The organism is Paenibacillus silvae, assembly GCF_014639235.1.
Taxonomy (GTDB): Bacteria; Bacillota; Bacilli; order Paenibacillales; family Paenibacillaceae; genus Paenibacillus; species Paenibacillus silvae.
Genome location: NZ_BMFU01000001.1, coordinates 85,142 through 105,990 on the forward strand (window position 1 = coordinate 85,142; position 20,849 = coordinate 105,990).

Annotated in this window: 21 protein-coding genes and 1 other annotated feature; of the genes, 9 read left to right on the forward strand and 12 right to left on the reverse strand. The window is 47.5% G+C overall.

Translation table 11 applies throughout. The features are described from left to right. Positions 1-204 precede the first annotated feature (204 nt). From IEW26_RS00420 to IEW26_RS00445, 6 genes are all read right to left on the reverse strand, one after another. Positions 205-765 (reverse strand): outer spore coat protein CotE, encoded by a 561-nt coding sequence (locus tag IEW26_RS00420; protein WP_111273679.1) that lies wholly within the window; start codon positions 763-765, stop codon positions 205-207. Between the two features lie 72 nt (positions 766-837). Then, on the reverse strand, positions 838-1,818 hold the full coding sequence (locus tag IEW26_RS00425) for an aromatic acid exporter family protein (RefSeq protein WP_111273680.1): 981 nt from the start codon (positions 1,816-1,818) through the stop codon (positions 838-840). Between the two features lie 495 nt (positions 1,819-2,313). Continuing rightward, positions 2,314-3,081 carry an ABC transporter permease gene (locus tag IEW26_RS00430; protein WP_229729674.1) on the reverse strand — a complete coding sequence of 256 codons (768 nt, stop codon included), beginning with the start codon at positions 3,079-3,081 and terminating at the stop codon, positions 2,314-2,316. Between the two features lie 71 nt (positions 3,082-3,152). After that, entirely contained in the window at positions 3,153-3,947 is a 795-nt protein-coding gene (locus IEW26_RS00435; RefSeq protein ID WP_188590948.1) for an ABC transporter ATP-binding protein, read from the reverse strand. A 117-nt stretch (positions 3,948-4,064) separates the two neighbouring features. Then, on the reverse strand, positions 4,065-5,063 hold the full coding sequence (locus IEW26_RS00440) for an ABC transporter substrate-binding protein (protein WP_188590949.1): 999 nt from the start codon (positions 5,061-5,063) through the stop codon (positions 4,065-4,067). A gap of 137 nt (positions 5,064-5,200) precedes the next feature. Then, a complete protein-coding gene (locus IEW26_RS00445) occupies positions 5,201-6,715 on the reverse strand; it encodes a carboxypeptidase M32 (RefSeq protein ID WP_188590950.1) in 1,515 nt (504 codons plus the stop codon). A gap of 222 nt (positions 6,716-6,937) precedes the next feature. Between IEW26_RS00445 and IEW26_RS00450 the strand changes: the two genes are divergently transcribed. The 4 genes from IEW26_RS00450 (at position 6,938) to IEW26_RS00465 (ending at position 9,148) form a co-directional block, all read left to right on the forward strand. Beyond that, positions 6,938-7,513 carry a beta-class carbonic anhydrase gene (locus IEW26_RS00450; RefSeq protein WP_186322833.1) on the forward strand — a complete coding sequence of 192 codons (576 nt, stop codon included), beginning with the start codon at positions 6,938-6,940 and terminating at the stop codon, positions 7,511-7,513. A gap of 175 nt (positions 7,514-7,688) precedes the next feature. Continuing rightward, positions 7,689-8,255, forward strand: coding sequence for a PadR family transcriptional regulator (locus IEW26_RS00455; RefSeq protein WP_145401384.1), 567 nt, complete (start codon positions 7,689-7,691; stop codon positions 8,253-8,255). A 102-nt stretch (positions 8,256-8,357) separates the two neighbouring features. After that, positions 8,358-8,858, forward strand: a complete 501-nt coding sequence (locus tag IEW26_RS00460) for a hypothetical protein (RefSeq protein ID WP_188590951.1) — start codon at positions 8,358-8,360, stop codon at positions 8,856-8,858. 5 nt (positions 8,859-8,863) lie between these two features. Next, the gene (locus IEW26_RS00465; protein ID WP_111273688.1) at positions 8,864-9,148 is read left to right on the forward strand and encodes a YxcD family protein; all 285 of its coding nucleotides are present in this window, start codon (positions 8,864-8,866) and stop codon (positions 9,146-9,148) included. An 89-nt stretch (positions 9,149-9,237) separates the two neighbouring features. Here IEW26_RS00465 and tyrS read toward each other — a convergent pair whose 3' ends face one another. The 5 genes from tyrS to IEW26_RS00490 all read right to left on the reverse strand — a co-directional run bounded on the left by tyrS (position 9,238) and on the right by IEW26_RS00490 (position 13,945). Next, entirely contained in the window at positions 9,238-10,500 is a 1,263-nt protein-coding gene (gene tyrS, locus IEW26_RS00470; protein ID WP_111273689.1) for a tyrosine--tRNA ligase, read from the reverse strand. A gap of 116 nt (positions 10,501-10,616) precedes the next feature. Next, positions 10,617-10,858, reverse strand: a binding site (T-box leader). Between the two features lie 143 nt (positions 10,859-11,001). Next, positions 11,002-11,448, reverse strand: coding sequence for a DMP19 family protein (locus IEW26_RS00475; RefSeq protein ID WP_188590952.1), 447 nt, complete (start codon positions 11,446-11,448; stop codon positions 11,002-11,004). Next, positions 11,441-11,821 (reverse strand): Imm63 family immunity protein, encoded by a 381-nt coding sequence (locus tag IEW26_RS00480; RefSeq protein ID WP_229729594.1) that lies wholly within the window; start codon positions 11,819-11,821, stop codon positions 11,441-11,443. Before IEW26_RS00480 ends, IEW26_RS00475 begins: the two co-directional genes overlap by 8 nt. Positions 11,822-12,010: 189 nt before the next feature. After that, positions 12,011-13,480, reverse strand: coding sequence for a protein adenylyltransferase SelO (locus IEW26_RS00485; RefSeq protein WP_188590954.1), 1,470 nt, complete (start codon positions 13,478-13,480; stop codon positions 12,011-12,013). Between the two features lie 156 nt (positions 13,481-13,636). Beyond that, positions 13,637-13,945, reverse strand: coding sequence for a Dabb family protein (locus IEW26_RS00490; RefSeq protein WP_188590955.1), 309 nt, complete (start codon positions 13,943-13,945; stop codon positions 13,637-13,639). A 188-nt stretch (positions 13,946-14,133) separates the two neighbouring features. Here IEW26_RS00490 and IEW26_RS00495 point away from each other — a divergent pair, with 188 nt between their 5' ends. Both IEW26_RS00495 and IEW26_RS00500 read left to right on the forward strand, forming a co-directional pair. Beyond that, positions 14,134-14,985, forward strand: coding sequence for an AraC family ligand binding domain-containing protein (locus IEW26_RS00495; protein ID WP_188590956.1), 852 nt, complete (start codon positions 14,134-14,136; stop codon positions 14,983-14,985). After that, the gene (locus tag IEW26_RS00500; RefSeq protein WP_188590957.1) at positions 14,982-15,923 is read left to right on the forward strand and encodes a DMT family transporter; all 942 of its coding nucleotides are present in this window, start codon (positions 14,982-14,984) and stop codon (positions 15,921-15,923) included. The genes IEW26_RS00495 and IEW26_RS00500 overlap by 4 nt, the downstream gene beginning before the upstream one ends. Before the next feature lie 156 nt (positions 15,924-16,079). Here IEW26_RS00500 and IEW26_RS00505 read toward each other — a convergent pair whose 3' ends face one another. Beyond that, a complete protein-coding gene (locus IEW26_RS00505; protein WP_188590958.1) occupies positions 16,080-16,793 on the reverse strand; it encodes a pseudouridine synthase in 714 nt (237 codons plus the stop codon). Between the two features lie 287 nt (positions 16,794-17,080). Here IEW26_RS00505 and IEW26_RS00510 point away from each other — a divergent pair, with 287 nt between their 5' ends. The 3 genes from IEW26_RS00510 (at position 17,081) to IEW26_RS00520 (ending at position 20,750) form a co-directional block, all read left to right on the forward strand. After that, complete coding sequence (locus IEW26_RS00510) at positions 17,081-18,292, forward strand: MFS transporter (RefSeq protein ID WP_188590959.1); 1,212 nt, start codon at positions 17,081-17,083, stop codon at positions 18,290-18,292. A 116-nt stretch (positions 18,293-18,408) separates the two neighbouring features. Then, positions 18,409-19,647 (forward strand): aspartate aminotransferase family protein, encoded by a 1,239-nt coding sequence (locus tag IEW26_RS00515; protein WP_188590960.1) that lies wholly within the window; start codon positions 18,409-18,411, stop codon positions 19,645-19,647. A gap of 65 nt (positions 19,648-19,712) precedes the next feature. Next, on the forward strand, positions 19,713-20,750 hold the full coding sequence (locus IEW26_RS00520) for a zinc-dependent alcohol dehydrogenase (protein WP_188590961.1): 1,038 nt from the start codon (positions 19,713-19,715) through the stop codon (positions 20,748-20,750). Positions 20,751-20,849: the final 99 nt, after the last annotated feature.

Genomic DNA, 20,849 nt, shown 5'->3' on the forward strand with positions numbered 1-20,849 from the left:
CAAAAAAGACCCCACAGCTGTGGAGCCTTCCCGTCAAAGGTTCTTCAGGCCAGTTCAGGCTTGCCACAACCCATTTTTCATACTTTATGAAAGAAAGAGGGCTTACGCCCTCTTCACCGCACCTTATAGTGCATATAATACCTCAGGTTAAGAGAAAAACATTAAATCAGGTTAAGATCAACACGTTCAAGCAGGATAAGTGATTTACAGCTCATCATCCAGCAGGTCCGGATCGAGATCATCATAGTCTCCATCGCCACTGCCATAGTCGTAATCCTTGTCTTCGTAATCACCGCAGCCATCCGTGCACACCTTCACACAGACTTTCGTTTCAGCCACGAGCTCAACAGCGAATTCCCGCTCAACCCGGATGATTACGCTGCCGCCGCCCGCGGACACTGTGGCTTCCACACAGCTCGGCTCCTGCGTTGCATCCGCAGAGACCTCAACCGTGGAAGTCCGGTGTTTCGGGTCCAGATAGGACAAAGGCACATGTTCTACATACGATACCGTTTCTTTGGCTACATCCGTCTGTGAATTTTTGTCATAGGAATACCAAATGTTGATATCGTAAGTACCAATAACTTCAATTCCGTCCCCCGCTGATACGGCTTCATACTGGTGGTTGATAATCCAAGCCCCCAAAATACTGGTCGGACCATTAGGCGGAGTCACGGTATGTGTTACGGTAGAGAACTTACGACCTTTGCCGCAGATCGCCTTCGTGATAATCTCTCTACATTGATGTTTATGACTCAATGACATCTTTAAACCTCCTCCATACAATCATTCACTACAAGTGTATGCAGGACATCCGTCTAGGGTGACAACTATTTTCTATGATTCGTTTGTAGATTGAGGCCGGTCTGATATTGGAGATGGCGCTTTGTCCTTCTTTGCAATTTTCAGATACATCTCAAGCTCGCGGCACAGCTGGAGAATAGCCGATCGCATCTCGAATTCTTCCCTCGTATCCGGCAGCTCCATTCGCTTGAATTCCTCCTGCACATCTGCCAGCAATTTTTCCGTCCGTCCAGTGTAAGATTCGGTTAATACATCCCGGCTAAGCTGATCGAACAGCTCTGACACCATCTCGGCATGCGGCATCTTCTGATACACCTGGGATACCAGATGCATCATATGCTGGATGGAATCCAGCTGCGTTTTACGCATATAGAAGTATACACTCCAGCCTTCATTTGGATGAATAACCTGGTTTTCGAGCGAACGCTTGGCCGCTTCAATTCCGCCGAGCACCGCTTTATCTGCCTCAATTAACTCCTTGCCTGCCCACACTTCATCAGGATTACGCAAGGTTGCTGCGAATTCCTGGAAAATCCTCGAGAACAGCTCGTCGATACGTTTGCGTATGCGCAGCATCTGCGGATCGGCCGCTGGCATATATGCCAGATTGACCACCATGGCCGAACCGAGACCAATTAATAGCAGCGCAATCTGAACGAGAATCACATGCAAATCCATCTCCCCGCCGCTAAACACGCGGAACACTACGACCGATCCAGTCACTATACCTTCTTTAAAGCCTGCCCGGACGATGACCGGGAACGCTGTTAATATGTATACACCGAGCACCCAATAATGGAAGCCGAGAAAGTGAAAAAGTACACTTGCAAACAAAAGTCCGACCACGGATGCAAAGAAACGTGCGGATATGGTGCGAATACTTCTTTTCCTGGTTACATCTACGCCCAGAATTGCGAGCAAGCCCGCTGACGTTGGTCCTGGCAAGCGGCACCAGTCAGCAATCAGAACAGCCATGAACGCTGCGATTGCAGTTTTAATTACTCTAAAGCCCATTTCTCATTCCATCTCCTCTAAGCTGTAAAAAAGTTTGCGATCCGTGTCATCCGTTCTCTATCCGTTATGTTTGTCCAGAGAATACTTACCCTGTTTAATCCAGTTGTAACGACCAGCCACATCCGTAGTATGACTCAACCTGTAACAAACTAGACGACGCCAACCGGCATGCACACAACATGCCGGTCACATAATGTGCCCAGAGAAGAAACACTGACATGGCTTTCACGGTATCAGCACCAGAATCTGCAAACGGTCTGTCAATTCATACCTTGTTCCTGTTTGAAACAACGTACATGAATCCTACCAAATATCGTACTTTATTTTGCGGTCGCGGGCAACGTGACACCTCTTGTGAAATTGTATACATATGCTGCAGCAAGTTAACTGGAATTTCTACCTCAAATTTAACTGGACTATTCTATCTCCAATTCAATCGAACTTTTCTACCTTCAATTAAACCGGGCTTCTCTATCTTCGATCTAATTGAACTTGCTACCTCCGCCCGGCCAGCAGCTTCCGCTCTGCATAAACAACCAGCTGATACATGGCCGTTGCAACGGCTGCAATAATCAGCAGACTTGATAACACTAGTGTGAAATTGAACACCTGGAATCCGTATATGATCAAGTATCCCAGTCCCTCTTTGGCTACCAGAAATTCTCCCACAATGACCCCGACCCAAGCCATGCCCACGTTAACTTTCAACGTAGATACAATCGTAGGAAATGAAGCCGGGAACACCACTTTGGCAAAAATCTCGGAGCGCTGCCCGCCAAAGGTGCGAATCACCTTGACATAATTCGGATCAACCTCATTAAAGCTGTTATACACGACCAGCGTTGTAATAATGACCGTAATCGATAACGTGGTCATCACAATCGCCGTAAAACCCGCCCCGAACATCACAATAAAGATCGGACCCAGCGCCACCTTGGGCATACTGTTGAATACAACCATATACGGATCAAGCACTTTGGACAAAAAAGGAGACCACCAGATCAGAACAGCAAGCAGCGTTCCGACAAGAGTCCCCAGTAAAAACCCGACGACCGTTTCACCAACGGTCACTCCGACATGTGCCCATATTTCGCCGCTGGCAACATCCTTGCCAATTTGACCGAAAATTTTGCTTGGATAACTAAAGAGCAGCACATCAATCCAGCGCAATCTGCCTGCCAGCTCCCACAGCAAAAACATGCAGACTAACATCGACAGTTGAACCGCAAGGATATGGTGCCGCCACTTTGTCAGCCTGCGCATATGGTTATGATGAAGCTCTTCCAGCCAGCCCTCACGTGATTCCTGCTGCTGTTGATTCGATTCGTTCTGTCTCACGTATTTTTCTCACCTCCTCCAGACTGAACGAGTTCATCCCAGAGCAATTGAAACAGCTCATTGAAGCCAGCCTGCTCCCTTGCATAAAAGGGCTGCGCCATACGAATGTTCTCCGGCACAACGAACTCGCGCCGGATACGGCCAGGATTACGGTCCAGCACAATAACCCGGTCACTGACCGCAATCGCTTCAGACAGATCGTGCGTAACCAGCACAGACGTTTTGCCGTACTCTCTTAACGTTTCCGAGACCAGATCCTCCAGCTGCAGCTTCGTTTGATAATCCAGCGCCGAGAACGGCTCATCCAGCAGCAAAATAGCAGGGTCTGTAGCAAGGGTCCGTACTAGCGCCACCCGCTGCCGCATGCCCCCGGACAATTCCGACGGATACTGCTCTTCCGTCCCCCCTAGCCCCATGCTTGCGAGAAGCTCCCGCGTCCGTTCCCTGCTCTCTGCATTCAGATTGCCCGTCAACTCAAGTCCGATCAGCGCATTATCCAGAATGGTGCGCCATGGGAACAGATAATCCTGCTGTAACATGTAACCGATCCGGGGTGAGGGTCCTTGAACCGGGCTGCCTTCCAACTCAACCTTTCCTTGCGTTGGAAGAAGCAGTCCGGCGATGATGGATAATAACGTTGTTTTGCCACAGCCGCTGGGGCCGACCAGACTGACAAACTCCCCCTGACCGATCCCCAGACTTACATCTTCAATAGCCAAAGATGCTTCGCGCTCACTGAAATAGACTTGTGATATATTTTCCAGTCGGATCACATTGCCGGAATCAGGCATCACTGCTCACTTCCTTCCCTGAATCCTGAATTCACTCTGGCTTGATCTGCTATCGATCCATCCGGCTTCACATTTTTGCTTCCCTGACTTCTTGGTTTGCTTGCATTACTCAGCGAGTCAGGGTGTCGCCTGTTCTGCAAAGGTCAGATCGACGATGGTATTTAGCTCTACCTTTTGCTTTAATTCACCCGCAGCACTCATGACATCCAGCAGATTGTTCCATTCCTGCTCATCAATAATCGGGTCTGTTGCATACGTACCCTGTTCCTTGTAACGACTCACGCTGCTGGTCAGAATCGCCGGGTCGATATCTTTGAAAAATGGCTTGATCACTTCCGCAATCTCTTCTGCCGTATGGGAATCTACCCATAATTGGGCCTTGTGAAGTGCATTTGTAAACTTCTGCACAAGATCCTTGTTCTCGTTCAAATAGCTCTGTTTTGTCATAAAAACAGTATAAGGCAGATGTCCGCTTTCCGTGCCGAACGAGGCCACTACCTTGCCACGGCCTTCCTGTTCAAAGATTGACGCCTGAGGTTCGAACAGCTGTACGTAATCCCCAGTGCCTGAAGCAAAGGCTGACGCGATATTGGCAAAATCCACATTCTGAATCAGCTCCAGATCACGCGACGGGTCAATGCCATGTTTATTCAATACAAACTCTCCCGCCATCTGCGGCATTCCGCCTTTGCGTTGTCCGAGAAACACACTTTGCTTTAATTGCTCCCAATCAAAGTTTTCTTGAGCATTCCGTGCAAACAGAAACGTTCCGTCCGTCTGGGTCAGCTGTGCAAAATTTATGACCGGGTCTTCTGCGCCCTGCTGATACACATAGATGGATGTCTCTGCACCAACGAGCGCAATATCTACCGAACCCGCGAGCAGGGCCGCCATCGTTTTGTCTCCGCCAGCCGTAGTTTGTATATCCACCTCAAGCCCTTCTTCTGCAAAAAAACCTTGAGCCGCGGCAACATATTCCGGCGCGTAAAATACAGAGCGTGTTACTTCACCAATCGTAATCTTGGCTTCGTTCTCTTCCTTATTGCAGCTCGTCAGCGCAACAATGATAATTAGCAGGATCACAATGCCCCGGATAAACCATGGCGTATATTTCATCACATGTCCCTCCTTTACTGGGTTTAGCCTTTTCTCTCTACTATGGATATGCCGAGGCCCAGTAAAAGGTTAAGAACTTGCACGCAAAAAAAAAGCAGGCCAACCAGAACGTTTCCGGCGGGCCTGCGTTTAGCACATCACAGATTATAAATCTCAGTATATTTGGCTTCCAGATAATCAGCCAGGTAATCGGGGTTCAACTCTTCACCAGTGACAGCCAGAATCAACTCGGAAGGGGTACGGCTCTTTCCGTATCGATAGATTTTATCCGTCAGCCAGTCTTTGATCGGAGTCAGGTTACCCGCAGCAATCAGGCTGTCCAGATCAGGCATTTCTTTGCGCAGTGTATGCATAATTTGTGCCGCATACATGTTACCGAGAGAGTAGGATGCAAAATACCCGAAATCTCCGCCTGACCAGTGCACATCCTGCAGAACACCCTCACCATCGTTGGTTGGCATAATTCCGAGATATTCTTTATATTTGGCATTCCACGTTTCAGGCAGGTCCTTCACCTCAAGCCCTTCATTAAACAGCATCTTTTCAATCTCATAACGAATAATAATATGCAGATTGTAGGTCAACTCATCGGCTTCAATTCGGATCAGCGAGCTTTCCACCCGGTTAATTGCACGATAGAAATCCTCCAGCTTCACCTCACTCAGCTGCGGGAAATGCTGCTGCAGGTCTTGATAATAACGCGTCCAGAACGGCAGACTGCGACCAATCATATTTTCCCATAATCTGGACTGGGACTCATGAATGCCCATTGATGTTCCTTCCGCCAGCAGTGTTCCCGCCAGGCTCTCATCAATATTTTGCTCGTAAAGAGCATGTCCACCTTCATGTAATGAACTGAAAATCGCACTGGTAACATCGTCCTGCAGATAGTTCGTTGTAATGCGGACATCACCCGGATTAAGCCCTGTTGCAAACGGATGTACGCTCTCGTCAAGGCGACCTGCTTCAAAGTCATATCCCATCTGCTTCAGAATAAACAGACTGAATTTCTCCTGCTGCTTCGGATCGAAGATCTGCTGCAGGAACCCCGTTTCCGGCTTGTTCCCGGACGCATTAATCTTCTCCTGAAGTGGAACGAGACGAGCCTTGAGCCTAGTAAACACCTCATCCACCTTTTCTACAGTCAGATCTGGTTCGTACATATCCAGCAGTGTATCATATCTTGTATTTTTCACACCCCAGTAGTCGATAAACTCCTGTTTGAGCTTGACGATTTCCGTGAGGTAAGGAGAGAAGCCCGCATAATCACTTTGGTGCTTGGCATCTTCCCAGGCTGTCTCCGATTTGGCTGTAAGCACCGTATACGCCTGTACTTTTTCCGGCGGAACCGACTGACTGCGGTCATATTCCTTTTTGCACTCTTGTACGAGACGACGATCCTGATCTTCAAGCTGCTCCAGCACTTCCGGCTGGGTCAACATTTCCAGATATGCCTTCATTTCTTCCGAGGTTTGCAGCTTGAAAGCTTCTGTAGAGAGCATGCCTAACGTTTCCGAACGTGTTGGCACGCCTTTTTTCGGCGCACCTGTGCGCAGATCCCAGTGAAGCAAACCGATGGCTTCATGATAACTTTTAATTTTACGGGCCAAAATAAGGAAGGATTGCAGTTGCTGCTGTGTTTGTTTATCCATCGTTAAAGCTCACCTCTTCAAAAAAAATGTGTACACCCTATTGATGATACTTTTTGCATTGCGTATAATCAACTTTTGACAGAAGCATATTGCATTATTCTTCTAAAAAAAGGAGTCGTGGTCTGCGGATTGCGATATCCCAACACTAATCAAAGGCGTGTAGGACAAGCTGCTCATGCAAGTAGCCGTGCTCGTCGTATTGGATAACAGGAGGCAATGGACATGAACAACATTCAAGAGATTTTGCAGCACAACCAATCATTTGTCGAGACTAAAGAATACGAGAAGTATACGGCTAGCAAGTTTCCAACCAAAAAGATGGTCATCATCACTTGTATGGATACCCGTCTGGTCGAGTTGCTGCCCAAAGCCATGAATCTGAAGAATGGCGATGTGAAAATTATTAAAAACGCCGGTGCGATTATCTCTCAGCCTTTCGGAAGTGTTATGCGTTCCGTTCTGGTTGCCATCTATGAACTGGGCGCAGATGAGGTTCTCGTTGTCGGACATACGGAATGTGGCATGGCGTCACTGCATGCGGAAACGATGATTGGTCATATGGAGGAACGTGGTGTTTCCAAGGAAGTCATGTCTACATTGGAAAACTCCGGCATCCGTCTGCAAAAATGGCTGCGCGGGTTTGACAGCGTCGAAGAAGGGGTAAAAGGTACTGTGCAGGTCATCAAGAAACACCCCCTGCTTCCACCGAATGTGCCTGTTCACGGCATGGTTATCGATTCTTACACAGGTAAGCTCGATCTTGTCGCTGACGGGTACGAACAACAGGCATCTCTCTAAAAATATTTTACATTTGCGGGCCCTCGGGTCCGCTCTTTTTTTGTCTAAATTAAGGCAGTTAAGCTGCCAGGTTGTCAAACCATACAGTTTCAGTGTACACTTTTATGAAAGCGGTCAACGAAAGCGAATAAGATGGTTTTCCTTGACCCAGCCCTAATATTAAGGAGACATGTGCATGAACATACTTTCCTACGGATTGCTCGGGCTGCTTACCCGCGAGGAGTCTTCCGGTTATGATCTGATGCTGAAGATTCAGCCGCATTGGCAGGCCAAACACAGCCAGATCTACCCGCTCCTGTCCAAGATGGAAAACGATGAGTTACTCGCCTCCCGCTGGGTACAACAGTCTGACAAGCCGGACAAAAAAATGTATGCAGTTACGGACAAAGGCATTCAAAAGTTGTTGGAGTGGATGATCACTCCAGTCACTGCACCCGTTACACGTGATGAATTCAATCTTCGTATTCTCTGTGTTGGTATCGCCGAAGATGGAAGCATGAGACGTATTCTGAATGAGCGCAAAAGCTGGTTTATGGAACGGATACGGTATTTTGAAGATTTGAAATCACGTATACCTCAAGACAACCTTCGCATAGGCAGCCGTGAATTCGGCAGTTACATTCTGGTACAGAAAGGGCTGATGAACGCCCAAACCGGCCTGGAATGGTGTAATTGGGTGACCCAGCTTCTCGATGGTCAGGCAGCCATTCAGGACCCCAGTCCAAGTATTTCAGAAATTTGATTTTAAATTTTGAAACGTTCCAGCAAGTTAGCCGTATTACTTGAGTAAGGCCCATATTTGGGCGAAGCAAACAAATTTAATCAGGGGGTTACGATCTATACAATGAAGAAAAAATTTGGAATTAAACATCTGATGATGGTTTTCATGGCGTTTACACTTTTGTTCGCAACCGTGGGTGTTACCAATCCGGACAGTGCTGATGCAAGACGTGGCGGTGGCGGTTTCAAATCTGGAACGAAAAGTTACACTAACACCCCTAAGAAATCAGACAGTAACGTAAGTCAGTCTAATTCCCGTAACAACTCCAATACTGGCGCAGCGGCGAATAACCGTGGCGGATTCTTTGGCGGTGGCGGCGGATTTATGAAAGGCATGATGCTGGGTGGTCTCGCTGGTATGCTGTTCGGCGGATTGTTTGGCGGTATGGGCGCACTTGGCAACATTCTCGGCTTGCTCGTAAACGTAGCGGCAATTATGCTGATCGTTATGCTGGCTATGGCACTCTTCAGAGCTATCACGAATCGCCGCAAACCTGCAGCAGATGGTCGCTACGATCGTCGCGATGATCGTGACGATGATCGCAACAGAAACGGACGGTACTAAGCTCTATGGTTCTAAGTATGGATGAGATTGTGAATGCGATCTGTATTCACATGGCAGAGCGTAAAGGCGTACGTCCTACAGATGTAAATGTAGAGTTGAGTTGGGAAGAAGACACGGGATATTCCGCAGAAGTCTGGATTCAAGGCCGCAGTCAGTTTCTGGTCGAGTCCAACATGATTGAAGCGATCCTGCGATACCTGCACAGCGAATACAACATTCGAGCGTACCGTGAAGATGTCACGCTGGATCTCGATGAAGAGATTACAGCGATTGTGAATCAACAATACTAAACAGGACAAAAATAACTGGCCTGATATACGAAAGACCGTCTTTCCTCTGTCATCTGACAGAGATGGAGACGGTCTTTTTGTTATGAAATCTAGGCTTGAAGTTTAACCAGGCTGTAGTTCTTTTTACCTTTGCGGATAATAATGAACTTGCCACCGATCGCATGCTCTGCGGATACTGTAAAATCAAGCTCGGTAATTTTCTCACCGTTCATGGAGATCGCGCCTTTGGTCACATCCTCGCGGGCTTGGCGTTTGGACGGCTCCAGACCCAGCTCCACCAGCCAGTCGACGATATTTTTAGCCTCGCCGTCCGTTTCATAGGTTGGCATCTCCTTGAAGCCCTGCTCGATCTCATCCGCTGTCAGGGAACGAATATCACCGCTGAACAGAGCAGCTGTAATACGTTTCGCCTGCTCCAGCATCTCTTCACCATGAACAAACCTGGTCATTTCCTCGGCCAGTGCCTTCTGTGCTTCACGTTTATGCGGCTCTGTCTCCACCTTCTCGGCCAACGCCTCAATCTCTTCTTTGCTCAGGAAGGTGAAGTATTTCAAGTATTTGATAACATCCCGGTCATCCGTATTTGCCCAGAACTGATAGAACTCAAACGGGGTTGTTTTGTTCGGATCAAGCCAGATCGCGCCGCCAGCTGTTTTACCAAACTTCGTACCGTCCGACTTCAGCATCAGCGGGATGGTTAATCCGAAAGCTTTAGCCTCTGATCCTTCTTTTTTGCGAATCAGATCCAGACCGCTTGTAATGTTGCCCCACTGATCCGACCCACCGATCTGCAGCTGTACATCCTCCGTTTGGAACAGGTGCAGATAATCCAGGGACTGCAGGATCTGGTAGGAGAATTCCGTAAAGGAGATGCCACCTTCGAGACGACTCGCCACCACATCTTTGGCAAGCATTGTATTCAGGTTAAAGTTTTTACCATAATCACGCAGGAACTCAATGATGTTAATTTTGTGAGTCCAGTCATAGTTGTTCACCATGCGAACCTGATTGTCACCTTCGGTCATAAACAGCTTTTTCATCTGTGCAGTCAGCGCGTCCACATTGGCCTGCACCTGTTCCAGCGTCTGCAAGGAGCGCTCGGACTGACGACCACTTGGATCACCAATCGTACCTGTTGCACCACCGATCAGAATCACCGGACGGTGACCCGCCAGCTGGAAGCGTTTCAGCATCATAAAGGGAATCAAGTGTCCGATATGCATACTGTCACCTGTCGGATCTACACCGCAGTACAGGGAGATTGATTTCGTCTCTGTCAGTTCTCGCAGCCCTTCTGCGTCCGTTTGCTGGTTAATGGCATCGCGCCACTGTAGTTCGTCAATAATGTTCATTACAATAACCCCTTTTCTTTGATCAAAATACAGTCATGACTTACGTACCCTAGTGCGAAACTTACATTGCAACGGCTTTTTTGAACACAAAAAAATCGTCGCCTTGTCTTCATAGACACAGGGACGATTAGAATAACCGTGGTACCACCCAAATTGCATGAATAACCTCTCTGAACGTTCATACGCTCAAATACTGTAATCCATACCACTTTCAGCAATGTATCGTTTGCTCATCCGCTTGGTATTACCCAAGTACTCCAGAGTGTAATTCGCAGCCCTTGTATGTATCAGGTTCCATCAACCCCTGACTTTCTGTAACAGGGACAAAGCCGCTACTGCGCTCTATCAACGTATTTCTTGTATTTAATTATAGCCAGTATAGCGGAACGTTATGGGCAATGCAAGCGTAAGTATTCCGATTACCCAATGCACAATAAAAATAAAAAGTTCTATTGCATATAAAAGACGTTGTCCTAATAGACAATCAGCCAGTCGAATGAATTATAACCCGATCCGAATCTGGTCTTGATAATAAGCATAGGCTTTCTCTACCACGTGGTCCTCGTTATTCCACAGCTGCTGATCCAGCTCATCCAGAAGCTGCTCTTGTTCAGCTCCAAGATATCGCGGAATGTCCCATAATGCCGTCAGCCTGTCATCATCGGCCAAAGTCTCAATACAAGCGTACTGCTCTTGAATATTGCTTAGCACCTGATGAGCACCAATCGTATGCAGTGCCCGGCAGGCGAACTGATAAGCCTCTTCTCCCCAGTTGCAGAAAAACTGAATGAACCCGCCATTATAGACATCAGCCTCAAGCAGCCACAAGGCCGCAATCTCCTGTTCATGCACAGAAAGCGAGGCCCAGCCGCTTTCAGAGCTGTTCTTTTTCTCCACAAAAGCGAGTGCATAGTCATACCATACTTCCTGAATATCCTGTTCACTCATGCCGTTGCTCTCCCTTCTTCCTGGGCTGATAACTTTCCAGTTCGTGCCGTTTGCCGCCAAGATGCCATGAGAGATACGGATCACCGATGTTTTCAAAAGCCGCTCGAACGTTGTTTTCGATTTCCTCCCACACTTCACTTGTGTAGTCAAGATGTGTATTCACATTATCGACACCATATTTCTTGAGCAGGTTGACATGTGCAGCTGTGAAAATCATATCCTCCAGCAGCCAGTATAACACTTCTTCTGTCTGCTTCAACTTTCTAGTCAACGAAGGTACACCTCGTTCGTAGATCGTAACGATATAATTGTCATCTTCAATCTCGACGTAAGGTACCCCTTCCCATTTAAATGATTCACCCAAGCGGTTCACATAACTCTCCATCTGTTCCCTTGGATACACTGTCCGAGATAACAACGAAAGGAGCTTTTCTACGAGTTCCTGTATACTTGGAATTTCGGATATGAGGGCCACCTACCTTCTCTGCTTTCTTCTGACACATTCTAATGAAAAAGCTGCCCTGCGGCAGCTTTCTCCCTTTTGTAGTTTACATCGTACCTGTCAGGTCCCGCAGAATGTCTTATACGCAGGATCACATGACACAGGCTTGGCAGCAAATTGCTCCTGTTCTGGCGTATATGCATAAGGATGCTGGAGAATATCCAGCAAAGGCTGAAGCAGCGTGTAGTCTCTATCCTGCTCCGCTCGTTCCAGCACCTCTTCTACTCGATCATTCCGTGGAATAACGGCAGGATTGCTCCGTTTCATCAGCTGCATCACCACATCAACAGATTCTGATTGTCTGCTTAACCTGGCTTGCCAACGTTCGTACCAGTCATTCGAATCCGAATGGGTGCTCAGCGCCGAGCTTTCCCATCTGTTCTGTGTCAACGATACAAAAGTATTCGTGTAATCCGCAGCATGCTTTTCCATCAAGTCCAGCAGGTCTTTCACCAGCACTTCATCTTCTGATTCTTCGGAAAATAGCCCCAACTTGGCACGCATGCCCTGTAACCAGTATTGATGATACAACTCCGAGAACTGTGCAATAGCATCCTGGGCGATCTGTACAGCCTCATCTTCATCATCATGCAGCAGCGGCAGCAGAGTTTCTGCAAAACGCGCCAGATTCCAGCCTGCAATATATGGCTGATTCCCATAAGCATAACGCCCCTGTGTATCAATGGAGCTAAAAACCGTTGCAGGATTATACGTATCCATAAAAGCACAGGGCCCGTAGTCAATCGTCTCTCCGCTGATGGCCATGTTATCCGTATTCATCACACCATGAATGAAGCCTACACACTGCCATTTCGAAACAAGCTGCGCCTGAAGTCGGATCACTTCCTGAAGCAACCTCAGATAACACTGCTCGTTATGTTCAATCTGCGGAAAATGTCGCTGCAGCGTATAGTCTGCCAACGCACGCAAATCCGCTACTCCCCCCCACCTCGCAGCAAACTGGAATGTAGCCACACGGATATGACTCGCCGCAACCCGGGTGAGAATAGCGCCTGGCCGCTCGGTTTCACGATAAATGCTCTCCCCCGTAGACACCACAGCCAGACTCCGTGTTGTCGGGATTCCCAGGCCATGCATTGCTTCACTGATGATATATTCACGAAGCATGGGGCCAACAGCGGCACGTCCGTCTCCTCCGCGAGAGTAAGGTGTTCGCCCCGATCCTTTTAGCTGAATATCCAACCTGTCTCCTTTCGGGGTAATCTGCTCGCCCAGCAGGAGCGCACGTCCGTCTCCAAGCATATTAAAATTGCCAAATTGATGGCCTGCATAAGCCTGCGCCAGAGGCCTTGCACCATCGGGCAATGTATTGCCTGCAAATATCGCTGCACCTTCAGCATTTTCCAGTGCATCTGCCTTTAATCCAAGGGTGGCAGCCAGTGTTGTATTCAATATGATCAATTCAGGCGACTGGACAGGTACTGCATTCTGGCTTGTATAAAAGGCTTGCGGCAGCTCAGCATAGCTGTGCTCCAGATTCCAGCCTGCTTCTACAGCTTTCTTTTTCATGGGTCACGCTCCTTCTTTATAACAAAGTGTTCCTTTGTTTATCTTCGTGTAGCCTTTGTGAACCCATACTCATTTATGTAGTCGCATGGACATTTCAAGGTATTGCATTTCATATCTGACAAGCAGCATCTTACTGGACTCCAGCTTCTTCTTCGCTTACTTGGAAGGAATCGGATAATCCGTAACGATCACATTATCGACCCAACCGTTCAGGGAAGCGACAAACGCCTGATGTGCAGGATGCGGACCATATGCGCGTAACGCTTCCTGATCTTCAAACGTTACTCTTAATCCCAACGTAAAACCTTGAATCCGATCCGTCTCTTCGGTGATGTTCACTCCGGCGGTCAGATCAATTATTCCGGGAATCTGGTCCTGAAGCGCAAGCAATTGCGATACAAACTCCTGCTGCTTGGCAGGCGTAATCTTGTCATTAAACTTGAAAATGACCAAGTGTTCAAACATCCTGTTCCAGCTCCTTAGAAGAACAATTTTACAACTATGGCGTGTCTCCATTATTTTAAATTAAACCTGTTCTGAACTCAAATGAATTCCCTCATCCCGCCATTTCGGTATAATAAGCAATATCGTTCAAGAAAGCGGACTTGCATGCACGTTATACTATCGACAACTTACCAGAAAGAAGGTGCATCATGAATCGCGAAGTTCGAACTGTCGTCTATGATAAAGATTTGAAGCTGGAGGCTTATCAATTTGAGGGCATCATGCAGAAGTTCCCGAATCATTTTCACGACTATTATGTGATCGGATTTATTGAAGAGGGCAAACGGCATCTGGTCTGCAACAATGAAGAATATATACTAAACAGCGGGGATATGATCGTTTTTAATCCACATGATCCGCATGCCTGCGAGCAGGTAGATGGGCGCAAGCTGGATTACCGGTGTATTAATATTCAGCCTGAGGTAATGCAGGAGTATGTGCGTGAGATTACAGGGCAAGCGTATTTACCACGCTTCACTGCCCCTGTCCTCTACCAAAGTGAGCTTGTGCCTTCGCTGCATGAACTGCATCAGATTATTCTTGATGAGCAGTCTGATTTCTGTAAAGAGGAGCTGCTGCTCCTGCTTCTGGATCAGATGCTCAAGGAATGCTGTGATCCCGGGCCGCCCGAACCTGCCCACCATGTTACTTTTGAGATAAGACAACTGTGCAGTTATATTGAATCCCGTTACGCTGAAAACATCACCTTGAACGAACTATCCGAGATTTCAGGCATCAGTAAATACCATCTGCTGCGCCTGTTCACTCGTCAAAAAGGGATATCCCCCTACCGCTATCTGGAGACCATTCGCATTAATCAAGCCAAGCGCCTGCTGGAGCAGGGTTTGCAGCCTATTGATGTTGCTGTACAGACAGGTTTCAGCGATCAGAGCCATTTCACTAACTTTTTCAAAAAATTGATCGGTTTAACCCCCAAGCAGTACAGTCGCGTTTTCAATCACGGTCCAGAATCAGCTCGCTTGCAGGAGAGTGTTCAATGACTTCAATACGTCATCATAGCCATAGGTCTACCGGACATCTTCTTGCTTTGTTTACCATCCTGATCTGGGGAACAACCTTTGTTTCGACTAAAGTGTTATTGGTGGAATTCACACCGATCGAAATTTTGCTGTTTCGTTTCCTGATCGGGTATGTCATCTTATGCATTATCTATCCGCGATTTCAGTGGATCGTGTCCATTCGGGACGAAGCGTTATACATCTGTGCTGGCTTATGCGGCGTAACCTTATACTTTCTTATTGAAAATCTTGCCTTAGTGTATACAACAGCTTCCAATGCAGGCATCATCGTATCTGTCGCTCCTTTCTTTACCGCTGTATTTGCCCACTTCTTTCTGGATGGAGAAAAGATAACCCGCCGCTTCCTGGCCGGATTCGCCATAGCGATATGTGGCATCATACTTGTTACATTCAACGGCAGTTATATGTTACAGCTAAACCCTGTCGGAGATTTGCTTGCCTTCATTGCTCCTGTGGTATGGGCCATTTACTCTGTGCTGATGCGTAAAATCAGCTCACGCAAGGTTCATATGATTGGAGCAACACGCAAAGTTTTTTTCTACGGCCTGCTCTTCATGCTGCCAGCGCTGTTTCTGTTTGATTTTGAACTGAACCTTGCCCGGTTCTATCACATCTCTAACATTTCCAATCTGCTCTTCCTTGGCGTAGGCGCTTCTGCTCTGTGCTTTGTGACCTGGAATCAAGCTGTCAAGCTGCTTGGAGCAATCCACACCAGCGTGTATATCTATGTTGTGCCTGTAATTACGGTGGTGTCCTCCGCCCTTATTCTTCATGAACGATTGACATGGGTGAGCATTCTGGGCGCATCCCTTACGCTCTATGGTTCTTATGTTTCAGAGAGTAATTCGAGAAAAAACAAAAAGAATTTTACTTTATGCAAATTACACCGCAACGCTTGATTCACTCCTGTCGTAAACATACGTAAAAACGTGTGTGAAAAAACGAAAGACACGCCCCTTTCAATGGGTTCGTGTCTTATTGTTTTATTGTCAGCCCCCGCAGCCTTGCGCGAACGATTCTGCCATTTCTACCGCGTTGAATAAACGCTTATTCGATTATCCCTCATACCCGGGATCATTTAAACGAGACATTAACAGCTCGAGCTCCTGCTTCTGCAAGTGTCTCCATTCTCCCCGTTTTAACCGCTCATCCAACGTAATGTTCATAATGCGAACCCGCTCCAGCTTCAATACCCTGTATCCGAGTGCCTTACACATTCGGCGAATTTGCAAATTCAGCCCCTGTGTCAAAATGATACGAAAAACCTTCTCATTCTCCTTCTTCACTTCACAAGGCTTGGTCACCACGTTTAAAATTTCCACACCAGCTGACATCTGCTGTACAAATGAATCCGAGATGGGCTTGTCTACAGTGACGATATACTCTTTTTCATGATTATGCTCTGATCGCATCATCTTGTTCACAATATCTCCATCATTGGTCAGCAGTATCAACCCCTCCGACGCTTTATCCAGACGGCCAACCGCAAATATGCGTGCAGGGTAGTTGATGTATTGAATGATATTGCCTTCAACATGTTCAGCAGCAGTGCAGACGATGCCAACGGGTTTGTTCAGCAGGATGTACACGGCTTCCGGATTTCGCTGTGGGATGCTCTCACCATCCATAAGCACAACGTCTCCAGGTTGCACCGTATCTCCCTTTACACATACCTTGCCATTAATCGTAATCCTGCCAGCTGCAATTCTCCTTGTCGTCTCCCTGCGAGAGCAGTATCCCGTCTCACTTATGTATTTGTTGATTAACATAATTCACCGCATTTCCTCGTTTTACTCCATCATATTTCATCATTCATTATCATCGTCGTCCAGAAACCAAACTTCATCTTCTCATGGATTGACTCCTGAAGCAACTGCTGCTCGCACAGTATAAAATCCATGTCAGATATTGCGACCGAGAAACGTTACCTCGCCAAGCTTTAACATAATTTTACAAAAAATAGCTTGTACATTTTCAAATTTATGGTATAAATTAGATGTGAAAATAAACATATATTTCAATTTATAAACTTTATATCCATTTAGGAGGTACACATTTGAGAAGGATCTTCGCTTTAAGCTGCGGTTTCTATCTGTTAATCGGCATAACCAGCGTAGTTCTGGGTGCACTTCTGCCTGTTTTACTGCCACATTACGAGCGCGGCTACAGTGACGGAGGATTTTTGCTATTTTTGCAGTTTCTCGGCTTTCTTGTCGGTGTTCTGCTGTCTCCCTCCATGACTGCCAAAATGGGTCGCAAATGGATGCTCACGCTGGCATTGATCTGCATCGTGGCAGCTTATCTTCTGCTTGGCTGGTTGCCATCATGGGAGATCGTGCTGCTGTTAACCGTTATCGTAGGCTTTGGCTCAGGGATTATCGAACCTTCCGTAGGAGCCTTCACGATTGAATTTACAGAGAACCAGAAAGCCGTTGCCATGTCCAAGCTCGATGTCTTCTTCGCACTGGGTGCACTTCTTATTCCCGCCGCTGCGGCCTTGTTTATCTGGCTGGAACAGTGGCACCTCACCTTCTTTACCGTTGCGATTCTGGCTTTCATGCTCATGCTGCTGTGGGTAAGCATGCCACGATCTGCCGCACAATACCTGGAGCAAGCCGGAGAGAATACGTCTGACCAAAGAACAGAGAAGAGATCCCGTTATTCCAAAAAACAGCTGGGGCTGCTAACCATCTTTGTCGTGTTTTTCTTTGTGTATATGGGGCTTGAGCTTGGGCTGATGAATTTCCTGCCCTCCATTCTTGTGGAGCGTCTGGAGCTGTCGGAATCCATCGCTTCCCTTAGTGTTTCCATTTTGTGGATCGCGATGATTGTGGGCCGTCTTTTCTCGGGTAAAATTGCTGAAGCCGTGCAGTATATGCCGTTCCTGATCTGGAGCACGGTCGGAACATTACTGTTTACCATGTCCATGGTCTTTGTATCTGGTCAATGGGTCACATACGTGCTGATTTTTGGTACAGGTCTGTTTATGTCCGGGCTATTCTGTATTGCGCTGGTCTATGCCAACGTACTGATCCCTGGTATGACGGAAAGAACGACCAGCATTCTCATCGCTTCCGGCGGCATCGGTGGTGCAGTCTTGCAATATCTAACTGGGTGGAGCATGAGTGCATGGCCTGTTATTGGAACCATCTGGATTTTGGCAGGATTCTGCCTCCTTTTATTACTGACCCTTCTGCTTTCCTATCTCTGGAACACTCGACAGGATATGCTCGGCTCAACCTTCACACAGCAAACCAAGGAAATATAAATTCCAGCATCACAAAATACATTCACTTGAAGTCTTGAAAGGGGTGATGCAGCCCATCCGGAAAAAATTCGTATAGTTTAACCCAGCTTGTACACCAAAATATTGGAGGAAATTGCATGCAGACTTTAACCAATAACCGCTTTACAGTCGGAAACGGGATTAAGTTGATTGACGATTCAGGTGTGGAATACCTTGACGGCGTCTCGGGCACGTTTAATCTGTCACTGGGTTATAATCACCCGCATGTAGTCCGTAAAATTCAGGAACAGGTCGGCAATCTTACGCATATGTCCTCCTCCTTCACCGAACCTTATGTCAATGAGGTGCTGGATCACTTGGTCGAATACGCTCCTAACGATATCAATACCGGATGGATGCGGGATATTACCGGGTCCACAGCCAATGAGTGCGCAACGAAAATAGCTCAAAAGTATACTGGCTCAACGGATATTATCAGCCTGTATCTCTCTCACCATGGACAGACCCAATTTGCAACAGGCATCTCGGGTAATGCCTTCAGACGCAAACGTTTCCCCAACTCTTCTGCCGCCAATGCGGTTCATGTACCCGCTCCGTATTGTTACCGTTGCCCGTTCAAAAGCGAAAGCAGCGAATGTGGCTATCAATGTGTTGAAGCGATATCAGATGCGATTGATTACGCAAGCTCAGGCTCCGTTGCCTGCATGATTATTGAACCGATCCTCGGAAATGGCGGCAACATCATGCCTCCGCTCGGATATTTCCAACGTCTGCGCAAGTTATGTGATGAGAACAACATGCTGCTGATTGCCGATGAAGTCCAGACCGGGATCGGTCGGACAGGCACCATGTTTGCCAGCGAGCTGTTTGATATTCGTCCCGACATGATTACCCTTGCCAAAGGTTTGGGCGGCATCGGAGTACCCGTGGCTGCTGTGCTGATGCAATCCCGGTTAAACGTGCTGGAGAAGCACGAGCACTCCTTCACCTCAGGAAGCAATCTCATTTCGGTTACTGCAGCCAAATCCACGCTTGAAGTTGTCTCAGAACCCGGTTTCCTCGATGCAGTGAAACGTAAAGGCATGTTACTCGGAGGATTGCTGCAGGAGCTTGCGCAGAAATACCCGAGTATTGGTGAAGCCCGCGGTGTCGGGCTGATGTGGGGGCTGGAAATTGTCGGTGATCAGAACGAACCGGATACGCCAAAGACCAACGCCATTATAGACCGTGCTTTTACAGACCAGCACCTGATCCTGCGCAGTTCACGCTATGGCTTTGGCAACGTTGTTAAAGTAAGGCCGTCCCTGACCACAACGGAAGATGAGCTGGTTGAGATTGTTGACCGATTGGACAAGGTTCTGGCAAGCGTTCATTAAACATTTTTATCTTACCGAACCCATAGTTAGCACCGAGCAATCATTAATCATTAGGAGGTCTGATCATGCTTGCATTAGTATATAAATCTGCATGGGAAGTTGCGCTGGAGGAACGGCCTGTTCCCGAGATCACCAGAGATAACCAGGTGCTTGTCCGCATCAAAGCAACCGGTGTATGTGGTACCGATCTGGGCATTGTGAGCGGAAAATATCATGCAGCCCCTTCCGTTATTCTAGGCCATGAATCCGCAGGTGAAGTGATCGATGTCGGTTCAGCCGTTACCAACCTTCAGCCGGGAGATCGCGTCGTCATTGATCCTACGTATTATTGTGGTCAATGCGAGATGTGCAGAACAGGCAGACAGAACCACTGCACGCATAAATCCGTTACAGAAACGGGCGTAAGTGCAGACGGGACGTTTACGGATTATTACGTGACAGAAGATCGTTTTTTATACAAATTAAAGGATCATGTAAGTTATGAAGAAGCTACGTTAACCGAGCCGCTGAGCTGTATGCTCACAGGTATCAACCAGATTCATCTGTTACCGAATTTCCGAACCATTATTCTCGGGGCCGGGCCGATTGGCATTTTGTACAGCTACGCGCTTGCTTCCAAAGGGGTAACCGGAAGTCTTGTCGATATCTCGGAGGAACGTCTTGCCATTGCAGGCTCCATAGCACCGGATCGCTGGCAGGTTCATTCCTCCTTCGAACAGGCGATTGCAGATATTGCTCCCTCAACCGGTCAAGTGGATATGATTGTGGATACAACTGGCGTTGTAGGCACTCAGGTGTTATCCCAGCTCGCAAGCGGCGGCTATTTGATGCTGGTTGGTTTGCGAGATGGAACGACCTCCTTTAATCCGAAGGAAGTGGTGGACCGCAGTCTTAAAATCATCGGCTCCATCGATTCACTTGGAACATTTGCAACAGCACATTACATGATCGAACAGCAGATTATACCTGCCAAAAAAATTATTACACATTCATTCCCTCTGGAGAATTATGAAGAAGCATTCCGCACACTTGGTTGTGATATTCAAGGGCGCACGCTGCAGGCTTCTTCCAGCGCCATCAAGGTTGTGCTGCAATCAAATTAACCTCTCCCATTCTCTGACTAAGGCTGGAATGCTGAATCAAAAGCAGATACACTAGAATTATAGAATGCAGGTGAACATCATTCAGAAGGAGGAAGCAGC

Bases quoted from the DNA above. Each gene is read 5' to 3' on its own strand.
- IEW26_RS00460 (WP_188590951.1), top strand. From the start codon at position 8,358: ATGAAGAAAAAATTTGGAATTAAACATCTGATGATGGTTTTCATGGCG.
- tyrS (WP_111273689.1), bottom strand. From the start codon at position 10,500: ATGAACATTATTGACGAACTACAGTGGCGCGATGCCATTAACCAGCAA.
- IEW26_RS00445 (WP_188590950.1), bottom strand. From the start codon at position 6,715: ATGGATAAACAAACACAGCAGCAACTGCAATCCTTCCTTATTTTGGCC.
- IEW26_RS00490 (WP_188590955.1), bottom strand. From the start codon at position 13,945: ATGTTTGAACACTTGGTCATTTTCAAGTTTAATGACAAGATTACGCCT.
- IEW26_RS00435 (WP_188590948.1), bottom strand. From the start codon at position 3,947: ATGCCTGATTCCGGCAATGTGATCCGACTGGAAAATATATCACAAGTC.
- IEW26_RS00425 (WP_111273680.1), bottom strand. From the start codon at position 1,818: ATGGGCTTTAGAGTAATTAAAACTGCAATCGCAGCGTTCATGGCTGTT.
- IEW26_RS00515 (WP_188590960.1), top strand. From the start codon at position 18,409: ATGCAGACTTTAACCAATAACCGCTTTACAGTCGGAAACGGGATTAAG.
- IEW26_RS00485 (WP_188590954.1), bottom strand. From the start codon at position 13,480: ATGAAAAAGAAAGCTGTAGAAGCAGGCTGGAATCTGGAGCACAGCTAT.
- IEW26_RS00500 (WP_188590957.1), top strand. From the start codon at position 14,982: ATGACTTCAATACGTCATCATAGCCATAGGTCTACCGGACATCTTCTT.
- IEW26_RS00450 (WP_186322833.1), top strand. From the start codon at position 6,938: ATGAACAACATTCAAGAGATTTTGCAGCACAACCAATCATTTGTCGAG.
- IEW26_RS00430 (WP_229729674.1), bottom strand. From the start codon at position 3,081: ATGCGCAGGCTGACAAAGTGGCGGCACCATATCCTTGCGGTTCAACTG.
- IEW26_RS00455 (WP_145401384.1), top strand. From the start codon at position 7,689: ATGAACATACTTTCCTACGGATTGCTCGGGCTGCTTACCCGCGAGGAG.
- IEW26_RS00465 (WP_111273688.1), top strand. From the start codon at position 8,864: ATGGTTCTAAGTATGGATGAGATTGTGAATGCGATCTGTATTCACATG.
- IEW26_RS00495 (WP_188590956.1), top strand. From the start codon at position 14,134: ATGAATCGCGAAGTTCGAACTGTCGTCTATGATAAAGATTTGAAGCTG.
- IEW26_RS00440 (WP_188590949.1), bottom strand. From the start codon at position 5,063: ATGAAATATACGCCATGGTTTATCCGGGGCATTGTGATCCTGCTAATT.
- IEW26_RS00520 (WP_188590961.1), top strand. From the start codon at position 19,713: ATGCTTGCATTAGTATATAAATCTGCATGGGAAGTTGCGCTGGAGGAA.
- IEW26_RS00475 (WP_188590952.1), bottom strand. From the start codon at position 11,448: ATGAGTGAACAGGATATTCAGGAAGTATGGTATGACTATGCACTCGCT.
- IEW26_RS00420 (WP_111273679.1), bottom strand. From the start codon at position 765: ATGTCATTGAGTCATAAACATCAATGTAGAGAGATTATCACGAAGGCG.
- IEW26_RS00505 (WP_188590958.1), bottom strand. From the start codon at position 16,793: ATGTTAATCAACAAATACATAAGTGAGACGGGATACTGCTCTCGCAGG.